This window comes from Candidatus Pantoea soli (assembly GCF_007833795.1).
Classification (GTDB): domain Bacteria; phylum Pseudomonadota; class Gammaproteobacteria; order Enterobacterales; family Enterobacteriaceae; genus Pantoea; species Pantoea soli.
This window is the reverse complement of the sequence record NZ_CP032702.1, coordinates 933,139-949,194: the sequence shown is the minus strand read 5'-3', so window position 1 is coordinate 949,194 and position 16,056 is coordinate 933,139. Positions and strand designations below refer to the sequence as shown.

General features: G+C 59.2%; 17 protein-coding genes. 4 read left to right on the top strand and 13 right to left on the bottom strand.

Going from position 1 to position 16,056, the window contains the following annotated elements; genetic code table 11:
- Window positions 1–66 precede the first annotated feature (66 nt).
- Window positions 67–1,071 carry a phosphotransferase enzyme family protein gene (locus D8B20_RS04300; RefSeq protein ID WP_145887446.1) on the bottom strand — a complete coding sequence of 335 codons (1,005 nt, stop codon included), beginning with the start codon at window positions 1,069–1,071 and terminating at the stop codon, window positions 67–69.
- A 256-nt stretch (window positions 1,072–1,327) separates the two neighbouring features.
- Here D8B20_RS04300 and eat point away from each other — a divergent pair, with 256 nt between their 5' ends.
- Window positions 1,328–2,692, top strand: coding sequence for an ethanolamine permease (gene eat / locus D8B20_RS04295; RefSeq protein ID WP_145887444.1), 1,365 nt, complete (start codon window positions 1,328–1,330; stop codon window positions 2,690–2,692).
- 63 nt (window positions 2,693–2,755) lie between these two features.
- Here the strand turns inward: eat and mak are convergent, their stop codons facing one another.
- A complete protein-coding gene (mak, locus tag D8B20_RS04290; RefSeq protein ID WP_145887442.1) occupies window positions 2,756–3,667 on the bottom strand; it encodes a fructokinase in 912 nt (303 codons plus the stop codon).
- 147 nt (window positions 3,668–3,814) lie between these two features.
- Here mak and rdgC point away from each other — a divergent pair, with 147 nt between their 5' ends.
- The gene (gene rdgC / locus D8B20_RS04285; protein ID WP_145887440.1) at window positions 3,815–4,726 is read left to right on the top strand and encodes a recombination-associated protein RdgC; all 912 of its coding nucleotides are present in this window, start codon (window positions 3,815–3,817) and stop codon (window positions 4,724–4,726) included.
- A gap of 79 nt (window positions 4,727–4,805) precedes the next feature.
- On the opposite strand, the gene ppnP is transcribed toward rdgC, so the two are convergent.
- From ppnP to aroL, 7 genes are all read right to left on the bottom strand, one after another.
- Entirely contained in the window at window positions 4,806–5,090 is a 285-nt protein-coding gene (ppnP, locus tag D8B20_RS04280; protein WP_010616577.1) for a pyrimidine/purine nucleoside phosphorylase, read from the bottom strand.
- A gap of 104 nt (window positions 5,091–5,194) precedes the next feature.
- On the bottom strand, window positions 5,195–5,872 hold the full coding sequence (locus tag D8B20_RS04275; protein WP_145887438.1) for an AroM family protein: 678 nt from the start codon (window positions 5,870–5,872) through the stop codon (window positions 5,195–5,197).
- A 2-nt stretch (window positions 5,873–5,874) separates the two neighbouring features.
- On the bottom strand, window positions 5,875–6,807 hold the full coding sequence (locus tag D8B20_RS04270) for a DUF1177 domain-containing protein (RefSeq protein ID WP_145887436.1): 933 nt from the start codon (window positions 6,805–6,807) through the stop codon (window positions 5,875–5,877).
- 15 nt (window positions 6,808–6,822) lie between these two features.
- Window positions 6,823–8,382 (bottom strand): OPT/YSL family transporter, encoded by a 1,560-nt coding sequence (locus tag D8B20_RS04265; protein WP_145887434.1) that lies wholly within the window; start codon window positions 8,380–8,382, stop codon window positions 6,823–6,825.
- Window positions 8,383–8,527: 145 nt separating this feature from the next.
- Entirely contained in the window at window positions 8,528–9,325 is a 798-nt protein-coding gene (locus D8B20_RS04260; protein ID WP_145887432.1) for an IclR family transcriptional regulator, read from the bottom strand.
- 289 nt (window positions 9,326–9,614) lie between these two features.
- Window positions 9,615–9,806 carry a YaiA family protein gene (locus D8B20_RS04255; RefSeq protein WP_145887430.1) on the bottom strand — a complete coding sequence of 64 codons (192 nt, stop codon included), beginning with the start codon at window positions 9,804–9,806 and terminating at the stop codon, window positions 9,615–9,617.
- 111 nt (window positions 9,807–9,917) lie between these two features.
- A complete protein-coding gene (aroL, locus tag D8B20_RS04250) occupies window positions 9,918–10,442 on the bottom strand; it encodes a shikimate kinase AroL (protein ID WP_145887427.1) in 525 nt (174 codons plus the stop codon).
- A 284-nt stretch (window positions 10,443–10,726) separates the two neighbouring features.
- Between aroL and D8B20_RS04245 the strand changes: the two genes are divergently transcribed.
- Complete coding sequence (locus D8B20_RS04245; RefSeq protein ID WP_145887425.1) at window positions 10,727–11,413, top strand: DUF2076 domain-containing protein; 687 nt, start codon at window positions 10,727–10,729, stop codon at window positions 11,411–11,413.
- Here the strand turns inward: D8B20_RS04245 and D8B20_RS04240 are convergent, their stop codons facing one another.
- Window positions 11,414–11,857: a YaiI/YqxD family protein gene (locus D8B20_RS04240; RefSeq protein WP_145887423.1), complete on the bottom strand. Its 444-nt coding sequence runs from the start codon at window positions 11,855–11,857 to the stop codon at window positions 11,414–11,416.
- Between the two features lie 144 nt (window positions 11,858–12,001).
- Between D8B20_RS04240 and proC the strand changes: the two genes are divergently transcribed.
- A complete protein-coding gene (gene proC / locus D8B20_RS04235; RefSeq protein ID WP_145887421.1) occupies window positions 12,002–12,814 on the top strand; it encodes a pyrroline-5-carboxylate reductase in 813 nt (270 codons plus the stop codon).
- Between the two features lie 111 nt (window positions 12,815–12,925).
- Here proC and D8B20_RS04230 read toward each other — a convergent pair whose 3' ends face one another.
- From D8B20_RS04230 to D8B20_RS04220, 3 genes are all read right to left on the bottom strand, one after another.
- The gene (locus D8B20_RS04230; protein ID WP_145887419.1) at window positions 12,926–14,452 is read right to left on the bottom strand and encodes an FAD-dependent oxidoreductase; all 1,527 of its coding nucleotides are present in this window, start codon (window positions 14,450–14,452) and stop codon (window positions 12,926–12,928) included.
- 146 nt (window positions 14,453–14,598) lie between these two features.
- Window positions 14,599–15,510 (bottom strand): lipid A hydroxylase LpxO, encoded by a 912-nt coding sequence (gene lpxO, locus D8B20_RS04225; protein WP_145887417.1) that lies wholly within the window; start codon window positions 15,508–15,510, stop codon window positions 14,599–14,601.
- A gap of 201 nt (window positions 15,511–15,711) precedes the next feature.
- Window positions 15,712–16,017 carry a PsiF family protein gene (locus tag D8B20_RS04220; RefSeq protein WP_145887415.1) on the bottom strand — a complete coding sequence of 102 codons (306 nt, stop codon included), beginning with the start codon at window positions 16,015–16,017 and terminating at the stop codon, window positions 15,712–15,714.
- Between the last annotated feature and the right edge of the window lie 39 nt (window positions 16,018–16,056).

Genomic DNA, 16,056 nt, shown 5'->3' with positions numbered 1-16,056 from the left:
CGCAGCGCATACGCAGGCCGCCGTGGCGTGCGCTATGCCGACGCAGCGCTGCCCGCTGCTGGTGCGTCAGGCCCCAACCGGCAGCGCGCTGCTCTCCAGGTAGCGGCGGCATAAGCGTACCGAATGATCAGCCCAGTGCGGTCCGAGGCTGCGCGCCATCTCCGTCTCCGCATGCGTGCCCATCCACGCCGTCATCTGAATGCGCCGCTGAATCAGCAGCGTTGGCACCATGGCCATCTCCTGGTCGCTGATGTGCGCGACACGCTCGTAGCCTCGGATCCAGTTCTCCACCCACTCAGCCGCACGCGGATGATGTTCAACAAAGCTGATCGCCGCCGCCAGATCGTGCAGATACCAGCCCATGCCGCAATCGTCAAAATCGATCACCCGGGTTTCGCCTTTGTGCAGCAGCAGATTGGTCAGCCGCAGATCGGCGTGGATCAGCCCGTAACGATCGGCGTCTTTGCCAAACGCGGCCAGCTGCTGACCGATGCGGATGACCGCTTCGGCGACAATGCCATGATCCGCCGGATCGAGTCCGGGCGCATCCTGCCAGCGTCCCCAGTGGCTGTGCTCGCTGACCATGGTGTGGTGATCCCAGATGATGCGCTGGAATCCGGCCGGCGGCTGCCAGCGCCGGCTGTGCTGATGCAGTCGCGCGGTGATCTCCCCCAGCTGCTGAAACGCGGCGGGATCAACCTCGGTGGTCGGCATCTCCCCGTCGATCCAGTGAAACAGCACCGCGTGTCGCGGGCTGCCATCCGCCAGCGTCAGCGTCAGGACGGTTTCGCCATCCCGCGCGGGGATCGCCTGCGGTACGGTAATGCCGGTGTCGCGCAGCGCATCCAGCCACTGCAGTTCGCTGCGGATAGCAGCTTTGCTGTGATAGTCCGGACGGTGCAGTCGCAGCGCATAGCGCCTGCCGCCCGCCCGCAGCAGAAAGGTGGCGTTTTCCGAGCGGCACAGCAGGGTCAGGTCACCGTGAAAAGGGGCGGGATAGCTGGCCAGCGCGCGCTGCGCCAGCAGGGTGATTTCAGTATCGGTCAGCGTTTCGGCTTGTTTTGCGCTCATGATTCAGTCTCCAGGACAACACAGGGTTATCAGCATGGGATGAGGTCGTCCTGACTTCCTGACCTGACAGCAGCCAAAGTTGACCGCAGCGTACAACCGGCACTTTTCCTGCATGGAAGTTGACCGCAGAGGACAACACTGCACGCGCCACGGTCAGGTTTTTCCGTGCGGGGCGGCGGCATTATCCCTTCACTGTAGTGCACAGATAATCAGCGCGGTGTATCCGCCGCACATTCATTAAGACGGGGAGACGAAGATGACAAATAAGCTCAAACCCACGCTGGGCACCCTGCATCTGTGGGGAATTGCGGTTGGTCTGGTGATTTCCGGCGAGTATTTTGGCTGGAGTTACGGCTGGGGCGTTGCGGGCACGCTGGGGTTTCTGGTTACCACCCTGATGATCGCTACGCTCTATACCTGCTTTATCTTCAGCTTTACCGAACTGACCACCGCCATCCCGCATGCGGGCGGGCCGTTTGCCTACAGCCGCCGCGCGTTTGGCGAAACCGGCGGTATGATTGCCGGCATGGCGACGCTGATTGAATTTGTCTTTGCGCCACCGGCTATCGCGATGGCGATTGGCGCTTACCTCAACGTTCAGTATCCCGCGCTGAACCCGAAAACCGCCGCAGTGGGCGCCTATCTGGTGTTTATGGCGCTCAACATCCTCGGCGTCAGGCTGGCGGCCATGTTTGAGCTGGTGGTAACGGTACTGGCCGTGCTGGAGCTGCTGGTGTTTATGGGAGTCGTGTCACCGGGCTTCAGCCTGGCCCACTTTACCGCTCACGGCTGGGCCGGCAGCGATCATTTTTCCCTGCCAGCCGTCTCCGGCATCTTTGCTGCCATTCCGTTTGCCATCTGGTTTTTCCTTGCCATCGAAGGCGCGGCGATGGCGGCTGAAGAGGCAAAGGATCCGAAGCGCACCATTCCAAAGGCCTATATCAGCGGCATTGTGACGCTGGTGGTGCTGGCTATCGGCGTGATGCTGCTGGCGGGCGGCGCCGGTGACTGGCGTCGCCTGTCGGACATCAACGATCCGCTGCCGCAGGCGATGAAAATGATTGTGGGCGAGCACTCAAACTGGATGCATATGCTGGTATGGATTGGCCTGTTCGGTCTGGTCGCCAGCTTTCACGGCATCATTCTCGGGTATTCACGCCAGTTCTTTGCGCTGGCGCGTGCCGGTTACCTGCCGCCGGCTCTGGCGAAGCTGTCACGCTTTCAGACGCCGCACCGCGCTATCATCGCGGGCGGGGTGATCGGCATCGCGGCGATTTACAGCGACGGGCTGATTAATTTACAGGGCATGACGCTGACGGCGGCGATGATCACCATGGCGGTGTTTGGGGCCATTGTGATGTACCTGATGAGTATGCTCAGCCTGTTCCGGCTGCGCCGCAGCGCGCCGCAGATGGCGCGCAGCTTCCGCGCGCCAGGCTATCCGATTGTACCAGGCATAGCACTGGTGCTGTCGCTGGTGTGTCTGGTGGCGATGCTGTGGTTTAACCCGCTGATTGGCGCGCTGTTTGTGGCCATCATGCTGGCGGGGTACGGCTATTTTCTGGCGACCAAAGCCCAGCGCGATCGCGCCCCGCAGGATCCGCTGCTGGCCGGTGAGTAATCCTCACCACGCTGCCCGGACGCCCTCCCTCTCCCGCTGGCGGGAGAGGGAGAACCGCGTGCTTTACGGCTTTAACGGCCACAGCCAGGCGGCACCGCGCACGCCGCTGGAATCACCGTGCACCGCTTTGCGTACCGGCGTTTCACACTCGCGGCCAAACACCCACTGCTTCATCAGCGCAGGCACCGTCTGATACAGGCGATCGTTGTTGCTCATGCCTCCGCCCAGCACAATCACATCCGGATCGAGCAGGTTAACCACCTGCGCCAGCGATTTTGCCAGCCGCAGCTCATAGCGGCTCATCGCCAGCTCGGCGACCGGGTCCTGCTGCTCAATCAGCCGGATAATCTCAGCCCCCTTCAGCGCTTTTCCGCTCAGCCGCTGATAATCAATGGCGAAACCGGTTCCGGAGACAAAGGTTTCAATGCAGCCCTGCAGCCCGCAGTAACAGGGCACTTCCGCACGGTGGCGCAGCTCATCCTCGTCCATCCACGGCAGCGGATTGTGTCCCCACTCCCCGGCGTTGCCGTTTCCGCCGATGCGCGATTCGCCGTTGATCGCCACGCCGGCACCCGAACCGGTGCCAATGATCACCGCAAACACCAGCGGCTGGCCCGCGCCTGCGCCGTCAATCGCCTCGGAAACCGCCAGGCAATTCGCGTCGTTGGCGATGCGCACGTCACGATTCAGCGCCCGGGCCAGATCTTTATCCAGCGGCTGACCATTGAGCCAGGTGGAGTTAGCATTTTTCACCCGCTGGGTATAAGGAGAAATCGTGCCCGGAATGCCGACGCCTACGGTACCCTGCTGGCCGGTCTGCGCTTCCGCCAGCTGCACCAGATCCACCATCGCCTGTACCGTGGCCGCGTAATCGTCACGCGGGGTATTCACCCGGTGGCGGAACAGCGCCTGACCGTCGTCAGACAGCGCAATCACTTCAGTTTTGGTGCCGCCCAAATCAATACCGATACGCACGCTTTATTCCTCATTATTCGTTCAGGTGACAGATACAGTAGAAGGGCAAATCGGGAAAGGCAATGAAACCGCTCCGATGTTTCGCTATCATGCGCGCTGACTGTTTGAGACTTGTGCGCCCGATCGCACCCACGGTAAGGAATCCCGATGTTGTGGTTTAAAAATATGATGGTTTATCGTCTGAATCGTGACATTCCGCTGTCCGCAGACGATCTGGAAAAACAGCTCGACGCCTTTACCTTTTCGCCGTGCGGCAGCCAGGATATGGCCGCCACCGGCTGGGTATCGCCGATGGGCAACCGCAGCGATGCGCTGACGCACGTGATAAACGGTCAGATTGTGATTTGTGCCCGCACCGAGCAGAAAATTCTGCCTTCGCCGGTGGTGAAGCAGGCGCTGGAAGCCAAAATCGAAAAGCTGGAAGCGGAACAGAGCCGCAAGCTGAAAAAGACCGAGAAAGATTCGCTGAAAGATGAAGTGCTGCACAGCCTGCTGCCGCGCGCCTTCAGCCGTTTCAGTCAGACTTTTATGTGGATCGACACCGTTAACAATCTGATTATCGTTGACTGTGCCAGCGCCAAAAAAGCGGAAGACACGCTGGCGCTGTTGCGCAAGAGTCTGGGATCGCTGCCGGTGGTGCCGCTGACGCTGGAAAATCCGATTGAGCTGACGCTGACCGAATGGGTGCGCTCCGGCGAACTGCCTGCCGGTTTCACCCTTATGGATGAGGCCGAGCTGAAAGCGATACTGGAAGACGGCGGCGTGATCCGCTGCAAAAAGCAGGATTTGATCTCCGACGAAATCGCCACGCACATTGAAGCGGGCAAAGTGGTGACCAAACTGGCGCTGGACTGGCAGGAGCGGATTCAGTTTGTGATTGCTGACGATGCCTCGGTGAAGCGCCTGAAGTTCAGCGATACCCTGCGTGAGCAGAATGATGATATCGACCGCGACGATTTCGCTCAGCGGTTTGACGCCGATTTCATTCTGATGACCAGCGAACTGGCCGCGCTGATCGGCAACCTGACCGAAGCCCTGGGCGGCGAGGCAAAGCGCTAAGCGTGCAGCCTGCGCGGGCATAAAAAAACCGGTAATCCTGTGCAGGATTACCGGTTGTCCGGCGGCGGCTACCCGCGCCTTACAGGTAGCGGCACAGGTAGGAGGTAGGTTCTGCCACCTGCAGATGAAATTCACTGTGGCCGGGTACGTTGAACACCGAACCCGCTTCATACCACTTCCACTCCGCTTCACCTGGCAGCAGCACTTTCAGTGCGCCGCTGACCACCGTCATCTCTTCTGGCTGCCCGGTCCCAAAGGTGTACTCACCTTCTGCCATCACGCCCACGCTGGCGCGGCCAATGGTGACGCTGTCGAAACCAATGGATTTCACTTTTCCGTCAAAATACTCGCTTACGTTGAGCATAGTCCTTCCTCACAGCAGATTAGGGTTACCGGCAGATTACAAGGGAACCTGCTGATCTGTCACGTGAATTAGCGCCATCGTGCGCAGGATGTGATCGCCCGCGTTCAGAGGATAAGTTCTGCCGCCAGCTTGGCCACCAGCACGTTTGACAGCAGCACCGGAATGCCCAGCATTTTCTGCAGAAAATCGCGGTGTTTCTGGTGATAGCCAATGCAGTCGAGCACCACCACCTCTGCGCCCTGCTCCTGCAGCGACAGGCCGGCCTCAATCAAATCGTGCTGCTCTGCCAGATAAGGACTGGCCACCGCGAAACAGGGCGCGCGCGACAAAAGCTGCCACTTGCTGGCCTGCTCCTCAACCTGTTCGGCTACCGGCACCACAATGCCGACCTGGTGCGCCTGCACGATGGCCTTCACCAGCGGCGGAATGATGCGATCCGGCTCCAGCAGCAGCGCCGATTCGGTTTTCAGCGCGCCAAACTGGCCGGTGCACAGCAGCAGAATAGTGCCGTAACCCTGCTGCTCCAGTTCGTGGATTTTACGCTGGAGTCCCCGCTCAACGCCGGGTGCTGACAGACGCACCTGCTCGCCGCCGGACAGCCGCGAGACCAGCACCTTTTCACCCGGCGCTGGCGCATACTGCGCAGCGATGGCGGCCGGCGTCAGGCCATCAAGTAACCCGGCATGCGCCACCTGCCCGGCCGGCAGATACGCCTCCAGCAGCGGCAGGATATCGTGACGCGGCGACTGGCCAATGGTCAGGGTAATCAGGTCGCTTGCCATGGTTATGCTTTCCGTGAACGCAGATGAGAGAGGCTACCGTACAAAGATAGCAGCCGCGCATACTCCTGCGCGTCATAAAACTGGCAGGTTTCGCGTCCGAACTCTTTCGCCACTTCAACGGCGAAGCGCACGGCGGCGGCGATATCCACTTCGTGACTGGCTCCGGTGCCGCAGCCCGGCACCACGGATTCAGCACAAATCGCCACGCCCACAACCGGCACATCCGTCGCCGTTGAGGGCTGCATAATGCTGTTGAGGTGATAAACCCCGTTGCCGTAGGGCGTAATGTCCTGCGTGGTAATCGGGAAAGTCACCGCGGGCTGGCCGCTGGTCATCTCCATAATCCGCAGCAGATCCTCAGAAACCCGCAGAATGTAACCCTCTTTCACCGTCGGCGATAAGGCATAACCTTTGTGGTTGAGAATGCGATTGCCTTTAGTGGTGTCAATGGAGAGGATGGCATCCACGTCTGCGACCACCTCATTGTCATTCATGGTGATATCATCACAGGGCGAATCCATGAAATCCACCGGCTCATGTGGTCGGGTGGGCGCGTCCGGGCAGATGTGAGTGGTCACAATGACGTCACCGGCCAGCACATCGCCTTTAGTCTGCATCTGCGCCAGTTTGAGCGCGCTGCTGACAGCCGCCACCGCACCGTCGGCATCTGACACCATACCCATGCGCGTCGGGCGCGCGCCAATTCCGCCCAGACGCCCGATAATGCCCAGCGTGGGCGCGGTGCCGCCAGCGCTTTTACCGTGGCGGCCCGGAATGTCGATGCGGACAAAATCGGTGCGCCCTTTCGCCCCGCTGACGCGGGTAAAACGGGCCCGGACGCCGGGATAAGCGGCAAACAGATCCACCACCTGCTGCCCGTCCACATACGCGCTGTCGAGTAACTCAAAGACCTGCAGTGTCTGCTGTAAACTCATATAACGTTTCCTGGATTATTTTTTACTGCTGCTGGCAAAAAGAGAATGGAAGAAGCTGTATAGCGCGTCGCCGGCAATGAACCCGGCGGCCATCACCTCCATGGGTGAACGTCCGCGCTCGCCCCAGATGCGCAGGATCACAATCCGCAGCGCAATCCCGACCAGCACCGCCCAGCCGGCCGCCGCGTTATTGATCAGCAGACCAGTGGCCAGCAGCACGCCGAGCTGGCGCTTCGGCCCGCCGATCAGCTGAATGATCGCTCCGGGAATAGCCCATATCAGCAGGCTGCCCGCGATGCCAGGCTCGGCACCGGCCTGAATGGTTTTGGCGTAGACGCGTGCCACCGGCGGCAGCAGGTTTTCAGCAAAAAACAGCGTGTGTGCATACCACACCACCGGAATACAGATCACAAAGGCCAGCAGGGCGGCCATCAGCTGAATACGACGCCCCCACAGCTCCTGCTGCATATCGGTGCCGTTGCCGCGCAGAATAAAACCGGCTTTCAGGTCATATCCCATATCGGCAAAAGCCGGCCCGGTGGCGGCGGTAAAGCCGCACAGCAGGCAGAGCGCCAGCGGCGGAAAACCGATCAGAATACCGAGGATCAGGGTAATCAGCGCCACCGCAAAAGCCGGGAACCAGCCCGAGTGCATAGCCGCAATGCCGACAATCAGTTCGTGGACAAAGGCTGCAAACGCCGCATACAGGATAAACAGCAACAACATCGGCAGGCCCAGCTCGCTCCACAGGCCACCGCCCAGCGCCAGCAGTGCGGCGATCGCGATGTACCCCACCGAGCCCAGGCCCAGCGCGCGTTTGACGTCTGTGTCGCTGCGGCTGACGCGCAGATGATCGGGACGGCGGCTGCGGATCACCTGTACCACCTGAATCAGCGCCACCAGCCCGGCCCCCACCATCACGCCATGAGGGATATAAAGGGCGTTGATGTCTACCCCGGCCACTGGCTGGGCGTAGGCGCGCAGCAGAAACCCAACGCCGAGCATGCTCAGCGCCCAGATGTTGCCGATAAAGGCAGTGCCAAATGCTGACATCGGGATTTTCAGCATCGCGCCGGCAATACCGCCCGCAATCCCCGCCACCAGCAGCCATGCCTGACGCCCGCCGTTGTCGCCGGCTTTGATGGCTTCCGCCGCAGCCACGCCGGGCGGCCACGCATTGCTGGCGGGAAAAACGCGGGTGTCAAACAGGCGATAGAGCAGATAGGCATCCAGCAGCATAGCGGCACTGACGCCGATAAACAGCGGCAGCACCAGCTGCGGCTCACCCAGTGCCCACGGCACCGCAACGGGCATCAGCAGGCTATTGGCAGCCCCAAAGGTGGCAGAGGAGATGGCCGTCTGCGCCAGGTTTTGCACTTCTACCGAGCGGTAGCGGCGAAACCATTGCAGCGGAATGCGCGCCAGCAGCATGGCAAATAGCGCACCGATAATGGAAGTATTGGGCGTAACCCCAATGGTGGTAATAAGCTGAACGCCGATAATGGCACCGGCCACTGACAGCAGCACCAGCATCAGCCCGGTGCCGATACTTTTAACTGGATTATCCTGACGCATTGTTTCCCCGTATTTTCACCCTGCAGAAACGCGCTTATTTCGCTGCGCCCGCCACGCGGGACAACAACGCTTTAATTCATCGTTCCCTGATTATTGAAATAAGCAGGTCCGAAGACCTGCTATTTCCCCGGTGTGGCGCGAAGTATTACGCCTTAAAATCGAATGCGGGTTGCTCTGTATTATCCAGAGACATTGCGCCATATTTTTCAGCCATCAGTGCAGCCGTTGCGCGCAATTCGCTGAGCAGCGCTTCCGGATAACCCGGGGCGGCTTCCTGCGAGAGAAACGAAAGACACAGTGCAGCGCTTTCGCCCCGATGTTTATGGGTGATGGCCACCGCCAGCGAACTGATGCCCGGCAGGGTTTCATTCCGCGCCAGTGCCCAGCCCTGCTGGCGGATACGCGCCAGCTCCTGACACAGCGCATCCAGATGCCGCGGCGAGTTCGGCGAAGCCGCCTGCCAGTTATCCGCAAAGCGCTGCCGTACCTGCTCGTCGCTTAACTGCGCCAGCAGGACGCGGCCGGTGGAGGTGCCGGTAACCGACACCCGCGTGCCCGGCGGCGTGACCAGCTGCGTAAAAAAGCGGCCATGAAACATGCGCATCACCAGCACATCATTGCCGTCCAGCACCGAGATATAGCCCATGCAGCCGCTGCTGGCGGCAAGGCGCGCCATCGGCGCCGACGCGCTGTCAACCAGCGGCGTAGAGAGATAATGGCCGGCCACGGATAACAGCACGCGCCCAATGCGGTAGCAGCGGCTGTCCGGATCGCGCTCCAGTAAACCTTCACTTTCCATGGTCGCCAGCAGACGCGAAACGGTGCTTTTCGGCAAAGCCAGCGCCGTTACCACCTCGGTAAAAGAGAGGCCTGGATGGCCCTGTGTTATACCAGCACGCTGGAATAACCGGAGCACGGCAGACGCATTTTCGAGTGTGGTCATGGCGAAGGTTCCACTATATGGAACTGAGTTCCTGTATGAGTCAGCTGAAAGTAAAGTGTGGCGGAGGCCGGGTCAAGCGTAAATTTTGCACCGGATAATGCCGGCAACATTTAAGTCAGAATAAAATACGGAATAAAGGGTAAATCAGCAGACGTTATCAGGCAGGTGCGGAGCGATAAAGAAAGGAATATCAGACTGGCAGAATAATCAGGCAATTCAGAAAAAAGAAAAAAATATCTTTAGCGACCGGACGTAATAAAGGTTGGGCAGGTTTCCCCGCCCGTAACCGTTATTCTTTTTCCACATCTTCGTAACGGTCTTTTGCGTCCTGCGCTTCCGATTCCGTTTTGTGTTCACTGATTAACGTATCCGGGCGCGGATGATCGGCACGTAATTCGTACCAGGTGACGGTATTTCCCGCCGGGCCTTTTTCAACGGCAACAATGCGCGCTTCACGTGGATAGGGTGGTCTGGTTGGCATACGTTTCCCTCTTATGTCAGGTTTCCACACAGACAGCGGCGATCCCCTGTCTGTTATTCAGTATAGACAAAGGCGGATCGCTGCCAACAAAGCGGGAGAAATCTGAGGGAATCAGCTGGCGCGGGCCAGCGAAAGCGCGTGCAGAATCTGTTCCACCACCCGTTCCGGTGGCTGCATGGCGTTCACTTCGTGATGGGCGGCCTGACGGTAAAGGTGGGCGCGCTCACGCAGAATATCGCCCATCTCTTCGGCAATAGGCCGCCCGGTCAGGGTTGGACGCTGCGCCGCTTCCGGCTGACGCGTCAGCCGGTCGGCCAGCACGCCGGAAGGTGCGTTCAGCCAGATGACCTGACCGTTATCGCGCATAAACCGGCGGTTGGCTTCTGCCAGCACCATGCCGCCACCGGTGGCAATAATGGTTGACGGTGCCGTGACCGCCTGCAGGGATTCACTTTCGCGCGCGCGAAAACGCTCCCAGCCTTCGGCCGCAACCAGCTCAGCAACGCTGCGTTGTGTGGTGAGCTGCAGATGGTGATCGGTATCGCGAAAGGCGTAATTCAGCGCCTGCGACAGCGCCTGGCCAATGGTGGTTTTACCGCAACCGCGTGCGCCGATCAGATAGATGGGTAATGACATCCGGGCTCATCCTCCGCCGTATTCTGCCGCGCGGGCAAGGTCATCAGGTCAATAATGCGTCGCATGATACCTGGATTTTATTTCATCAGCCAGCCACGAAGCACGAATTACGCGTATTTTGACGCCTCTTCAGGTCAACACTATGATTTGTAATGGAAACAGCGTGCGCATTTTGTGCATCCGGTCATTTGTAAGCGCGGGCAACATTTCCTTACCGCATGGCAGATTTACTTTCTGTCATGCAGCCCTCATATAGTGTGGTATCTCGCAAACGGAGGTTCATCATGCAGAGCCAGGAACAACAACTTATTGAAAATCTGTTCAGCCGTCTGAAACAGGCTGAAACGCAGAGCGGCCCGCGCGATGCCGGAGCCGAACAGTTAATTAAGCAGTTTTTACAGAGCCAGCCCGGTGCGCCCTACTACATGGCGCAGGCGATCCTGATTCAGGAAGCGGCGATGAAAAAACTTAACGCGCAGGTGGCCGATCTGGAAAATCGTCTCGCTCAGGCGCAGCAGCAGCAGGCCCCGCAGCAGAGCAGCGGCGGCTTCCTTTCCAGCCTGTTCGGCAGCGGCTCACGTCAGCCGCAGCAGACGCAGCAGCCGGCATGGAACAGCGCGCCACCGCAGCCGCAGTATGCGCAGCAGCCGCCGCAGTACGCGGCCCCGGCGCGCGGTACCGGTTTTCTGGGCGGCGCGCTGCAGACGGCGGTCGGCGTCGCTGGCGGTGTGGTGATGGCGGATATGCTGACCAGCCTGTTCCATCACTCTCAGCCGGAAGAGATTGTTAATATCATCAACGAACCGGCGCTGCCGCAGGTGGATAACAATCTGGACACCTTTAACGGCAACGACAGTGATAACGCCTTCCTGAACGATAACGCCAGCTGGGACAACAACAGCTTTGCGGATAACAATGATTTCAGTGATTTTGGCGGCGGCGACTATGACGATGACGACACCTTCGTCTGATTAGCGCTGACGTAACCACTTATCCAGTTCATTCGCAAACTGCTGGCGGTCACGTGGGCTCAGTGCCGACGGGCCGCCGCTCTGCACGCCGCTGGCGCGCAGCGTCTCCATAAAATCCCGCATGGTTAAACGCTGGCGAATGGTATCCGGCGAATACCGCTCTCCGCGCGGATTCAGCGCCGCGGCCCCTTTCTCCAGCACTTCCGCCGCCAGCGGAATATCGCCGGTGATCACCAGCTCGCCTGGCTGCACGCGCTTCACGATTTCGTTATCCGCCACATCAAAACCCGCAGCAACCTGCAGCGTTTTGACATACGGCGACGGTGGCACCCGCAGCGGCTGGTTCGCCACAAAGGTGACGGTTATGCGGGTGCGCTCTGCGGCGCGGTACAGCACTTCTTTGATGACATTCGGACAGGCATCGGCATCGACCCAGATCGCCATGAGGTTTCCTTAGTTGCGAAGCAATGCGCCGATCTTGCCGCGCTGAGCGCGAATGGCAACGGATATTTCACAGCGACTTGTTATTCATCGCGGCTGACGTAAGCTAATCCCCTGAGAAAACCGAATCACGTAAAGGATAAAGCGATGCTGGAGAAGAAAATCGGGTTTATCGGCGCCGGCAACATGGCAACCGCCATTATCAGCGGCCTGATCAACAGCGGGCAGATTGCCCCGGCAAACATCTGGGTGTACGACCGCAAAACCGACACCAATCAGGCGCTGGCGCAGCAGTATGGCGTGACTGCGGCAGAGAGCGCCGAGAGCCTGGCGCATGAAGTCGACATTCTGTTCGGTGCGGTCAAACCCAATGTGATTCTCAAAGTGCTGAAAGATCTGGCGGGCCAGCTGAAGAAAGAGGCGCTGGTGGTATCGATTGCAGCAGGCGTGACGCTGGATTCGCTGGCGGCAGTGCTGGGGCACGATCGCAAAATCATCCGCGTGATGCCCAATACGCCGGCGCTGGTAAACGAAGGCATGACCTCTATTACGCCCAATGTGCTGGTGGAGCAGGCGGAAGTGGATGAAGTGGTGCAGATATTTGAAAGCTTTGGTAAAGCGGCCGTGGTCAGCGAATCCCTGATTCATGCGGTGGTCGGCGTCAGCGGGTCTGCGCCGGCTTACGTGTTTATGTTTATCGAAGCGATGGCCGACGCCGCCGTGCTGGGCGGCATGCCGCGCGCGCAGGCGTATCAGTTTGCCGCGCAGGCGGTGAAAGGCTCAGCGCAGATGGTGCTGGAAACCGGCAGGCACCCCGGCGAGCTGAAAGATATGGTGTGCTCGCCAGGCGGCACCACCATCGAAGCCGTGAAGGTACTGGAAGAGAATGGCTTTCGCGCGGCAGTACTGAAGGCGATGCAGCAGTGTATGGCGAAATCCGAAGCGCTGAGCAAAGCGTGATGTGACGGCAGGGCGCGGCTCTGCGCGCGCCTGCCATCCAATATCACCGTCTCTCCGACGGTTCCGCTCTCCTCGCGCCGCCGGCGGCACAACGTGTTCTGCGCCGTTGCGCTATCCCTGAAAAGCTTCAAACAGCGCAATGCCCTGCGCCAGCGTCATGGGCTGCTGCATATCATGCACCAGCGCGGCAGTCAGCGTGTTCATTCCCGCCGAGCACACCGCGGCAATCATGCCCTGCTGGCAGTAAAATGCGATGAACTGCTGATTCTGCAGCGAGCCCAGCAGACGGCACTCGTCCCACTCGCTGGCGTGCCCCAGATATTCGTAGCGCGTGCCATAGTGCGCCGTCCAGAAAAACGGCACGCGATCGTACATGATGTTTTTCCCCAGCATATTCAGCGCCGCGATGCGTCCCTGCTGCTGCGCCACGCGGAAATGCTCAATACGCTGCACGCCGCGCGGTGTCAGATAGCTGGCGATGTCGCCGGCGGCCCAGATCGCCTCCTGCACGCGCAGCTGACCGTCAGCCAGCAGGCTGCCATCTTCCTGCAACGGGAGATCATGAATAAAGCCGGTGGCGGGTGTGACCCCGGTCGCGAGCAGCACCAGACTGGCCGGCACGCGCTGCCCGCCCTTCAGCCGCACTGCGCTGACCTGCCCCTCACCTTCCAGCGCTTCCGGCTCGCCGCTGACAAACTTCACGCCGTTGCGCCGGTGCAGTTCATAAAAATGGCGGCCGATCTCTTCACCAAACTGCTTCTTAAAGGGCAGCTGATCACGCGCGATCACCGTGACATCAACATCCCGATTACGCAGCGCCCCGGCAACCTCCATGCCAATAAAACTGTTACCGATAATCACCAGCTGCTGCGTTTCGTCCACCGCACTGAACAGCGTGTCGGCCTGTGCCAGAGAGCGCAGCTGATGCACACCGTCAAGCGACCGTCCCGGCAGGTCCGGGACCTGCGGCACGCCGCCGGTGGCAATCAGTAACCGATCAAAGGTCACCTGCTGCCCGGATTTCAGCAGCAGCGTTCTGTTCTGTGCGTTCAGCTGTACCACGTCATCCTGAATGCGCGCCACCGGCCCCAGCACATCCTGCTTCAGCAGCTTTGGCACCTCTGAAATGTCCATCTTGCCGGACGGCACGAATTTGCTCAGCGCGGTTCGATCGTAAGGCGCTTCCGCTTCCCGTTCGATACGCACAATACGCCCGCTGAAGCCCTCATCGCGCAGCGTCCAGATCGCCGCGCTGCCCGCCGCACCGCTTCCCAGGATGACACACACTGGCGTTTCACCCTGCGCAACCGGCGCACTGGCTGGCGACATCGCCTGCGGACTCACCAGCACGTTGCCCTGTTCAATGCGTACCGGGTAGCGTTTCAGATTAGCCAGCGCCGGTGGCTCACACATACCGCCATCGCTCAGCTGAAAGACGGCTTTATGCCACGGGCAGATCAGCTTATCGCCACACACCGCGCCCTGCTCCAGCGGCGCGCCGGCGTGCGGGCATTTTGCCTGAAACGCCTGCACCCGCTCGCCATCGCGAATCAGCACCATGTCGGTCTCACCGACGGTGAACTTAGTGGGTTTACGCTCAGGCAGCGCATCAAATTTCACGACCGTTTGGTAGCTCACATGGGTCTCCTTTTCTGTTTGGGTAGCGAACCGATAAATCCCTGCAAACAGTAAGTGTGGCAAAGCCTCGGGATTTAGCCGCATACGCAAAACAAAACGGCAGATAACCGTTTGATTATCTGCCGTTTTAAAAGGGAAAGGCGGGATCAGAAGAACACGCTGGGAACAATGATGATGGCAAAAATCGCGGCGATCAGGCCATGTTTTACCCAATAGTAGAGACGGCGATTGCGTTTTTTCAGGTTCTGACCGGCATCACGCAATGCATAGACATATTTAAAGATGCGGTTAATGTAGCCGGTGCGGTCGTTCTCGTCGTTGGGCGAGGCCGCGGCCGACATCAGCGTTGATCCCACCCAGTGGTTGACCGCCTGCGCCCAGCGCCACTTCATCGGGCGCTCGATGTCACAGAACAGAATAATGCGCGTCTGCTCGCTCTCATTCTGCGCCCAGTGCACGTAGGTCTCGTCAAAGATCACGGCTTCACCATCGCGCCAGCTGTGGCGCTGCCGGTCCACTTCAATGAAGCAGCGATCATCATTGGGCGTCTGCAGCCCAAGGTGATAGCGCACGGAGCCGGCATAAGGATCGCGGTGCTTACCGAGGTGGCTGCCGGGCGGCAGCTCAGCAAACATCGCCGCCTTGACGCCGGGGATTTTGCTGACCAGTTCCGTCGTGACCGGGCAAAGCTCGCGCGCAGAAGGGTGCGCATCGCTGTACCATTTCAGATAAAAACGCTTCCAGCCGCGTTTAAAGAAGGTGTTGAAGCCGGCGTCATTATGCGTCTGTGCCGCTTTGATGTGATCCTGCAAACGGATCGCTTCATCGCGAATCACCTGCCAGTTATCCGTCAGCTGGCGTAATTCCGGAAAGGCATCCACGGGAAAATAGGGTTGCTTTGCCGGTAATCTTGACAGGCCGGTCATAAACATATTTATCGGCGCCATGAATGTCGAATGATCAAATAACTGGCGGGAGAATTTCTGTTTTTCCACGCCGCGTGAATGCGCATAAATAACGCTAATCACAAAAATACCAAGAATGATCGCAGCGACCATACAACGGGTTCCTTATGTTGCACGTTAAAACACCCTGCGCGCCAGCAGGCACCAGGGAGAGACAGAGAGAGCATGACGAGTTTATGTAAGCTGTTTGTAAAGTTTTGGCAACGCGTGCCCTTTGCGCGACGGTAAAAAAAGCCCATTTTTACCCTGCGAGAGCGGACACAAAAAAGCGGCCCGCAGGCCGCCCGTCAGCCGTTACGCACTCTTTTTCAGGCAGCTGCTCATAAAGGTTTTACGCGCTTCACCGCTGAGCTTTTTATCACCCGCCGCGGTGTTGCAGCTTTTCATTTTCATTTGCTGTGGCGTCATATTGCCCATTTTGCTGTCTTTTTTCAGGCAATCGCTCATAAAGCTTTTTCGCGCATCGCCTGTGAGGTTTTGCGACCCGGCATGCTGATTACACAGGGCCATTTTTTCCTGCTGGGCGGTTTTTTCTGCCGCACCGGCGCTGCCGGCCAGCAATAAACCGGCGGCCATTAATACCAGAAGAGAGGATTTCATTAGGGTTTTCTCCGTCGCGTTATGACGTCATAAGCATGG

Excerpts from the sequence above, each read along its gene's own strand:
- proC (WP_145887421.1), top strand. The coding sequence starts at position 12,002 with ATGCTGGAGAAGAAAATCGGGTTTATCGGCGCCGGCAACATGGCAACC.
- D8B20_RS04220 (WP_145887415.1), bottom strand. The coding sequence starts at position 16,017 with ATGAAATCCTCTCTTCTGGTATTAATGGCCGCCGGTTTATTGCTGGCC.
- D8B20_RS04255 (WP_145887430.1), bottom strand. The coding sequence starts at position 9,806 with ATGCCAACCAGACCACCCTATCCACGTGAAGCGCGCATTGTTGCCGTT.
- D8B20_RS04275 (WP_145887438.1), bottom strand. The coding sequence starts at position 5,872 with ATGGCAAGCGACCTGATTACCCTGACCATTGGCCAGTCGCCGCGTCAC.
- rdgC (WP_145887440.1), top strand. The coding sequence starts at position 3,815 with ATGTTGTGGTTTAAAAATATGATGGTTTATCGTCTGAATCGTGACATT.
- D8B20_RS04265 (WP_145887434.1), bottom strand. The coding sequence starts at position 8,382 with ATGCGTCAGGATAATCCAGTTAAAAGTATCGGCACCGGGCTGATGCTG.
- D8B20_RS04300 (WP_145887446.1), bottom strand. The coding sequence starts at position 1,071 with ATGAGCGCAAAACAAGCCGAAACGCTGACCGATACTGAAATCACCCTG.
- lpxO (WP_145887417.1), bottom strand. The coding sequence starts at position 15,510 with ATGGTCGCTGCGATCATTCTTGGTATTTTTGTGATTAGCGTTATTTAT.
- D8B20_RS04270 (WP_145887436.1), bottom strand. The coding sequence starts at position 6,807 with ATGAGTTTACAGCAGACACTGCAGGTCTTTGAGTTACTCGACAGCGCG.
- D8B20_RS04245 (WP_145887425.1), top strand. The coding sequence starts at position 10,727 with ATGCAGAGCCAGGAACAACAACTTATTGAAAATCTGTTCAGCCGTCTG.
- D8B20_RS04260 (WP_145887432.1), bottom strand. The coding sequence starts at position 9,325 with ATGACCACACTCGAAAATGCGTCTGCCGTGCTCCGGTTATTCCAGCGT.
- eat (WP_145887444.1), top strand. The coding sequence starts at position 1,328 with ATGACAAATAAGCTCAAACCCACGCTGGGCACCCTGCATCTGTGGGGA.
- aroL (WP_145887427.1), bottom strand. The coding sequence starts at position 10,442 with ATGTCATTACCCATCTATCTGATCGGCGCACGCGGTTGCGGTAAAACC.
- ppnP (WP_010616577.1), bottom strand. The coding sequence starts at position 5,090 with ATGCTCAACGTAAGCGAGTATTTTGACGGAAAAGTGAAATCCATTGGT.
- D8B20_RS04240 (WP_145887423.1), bottom strand. The coding sequence starts at position 11,857 with ATGGCGATCTGGGTCGATGCCGATGCCTGTCCGAATGTCATCAAAGAA.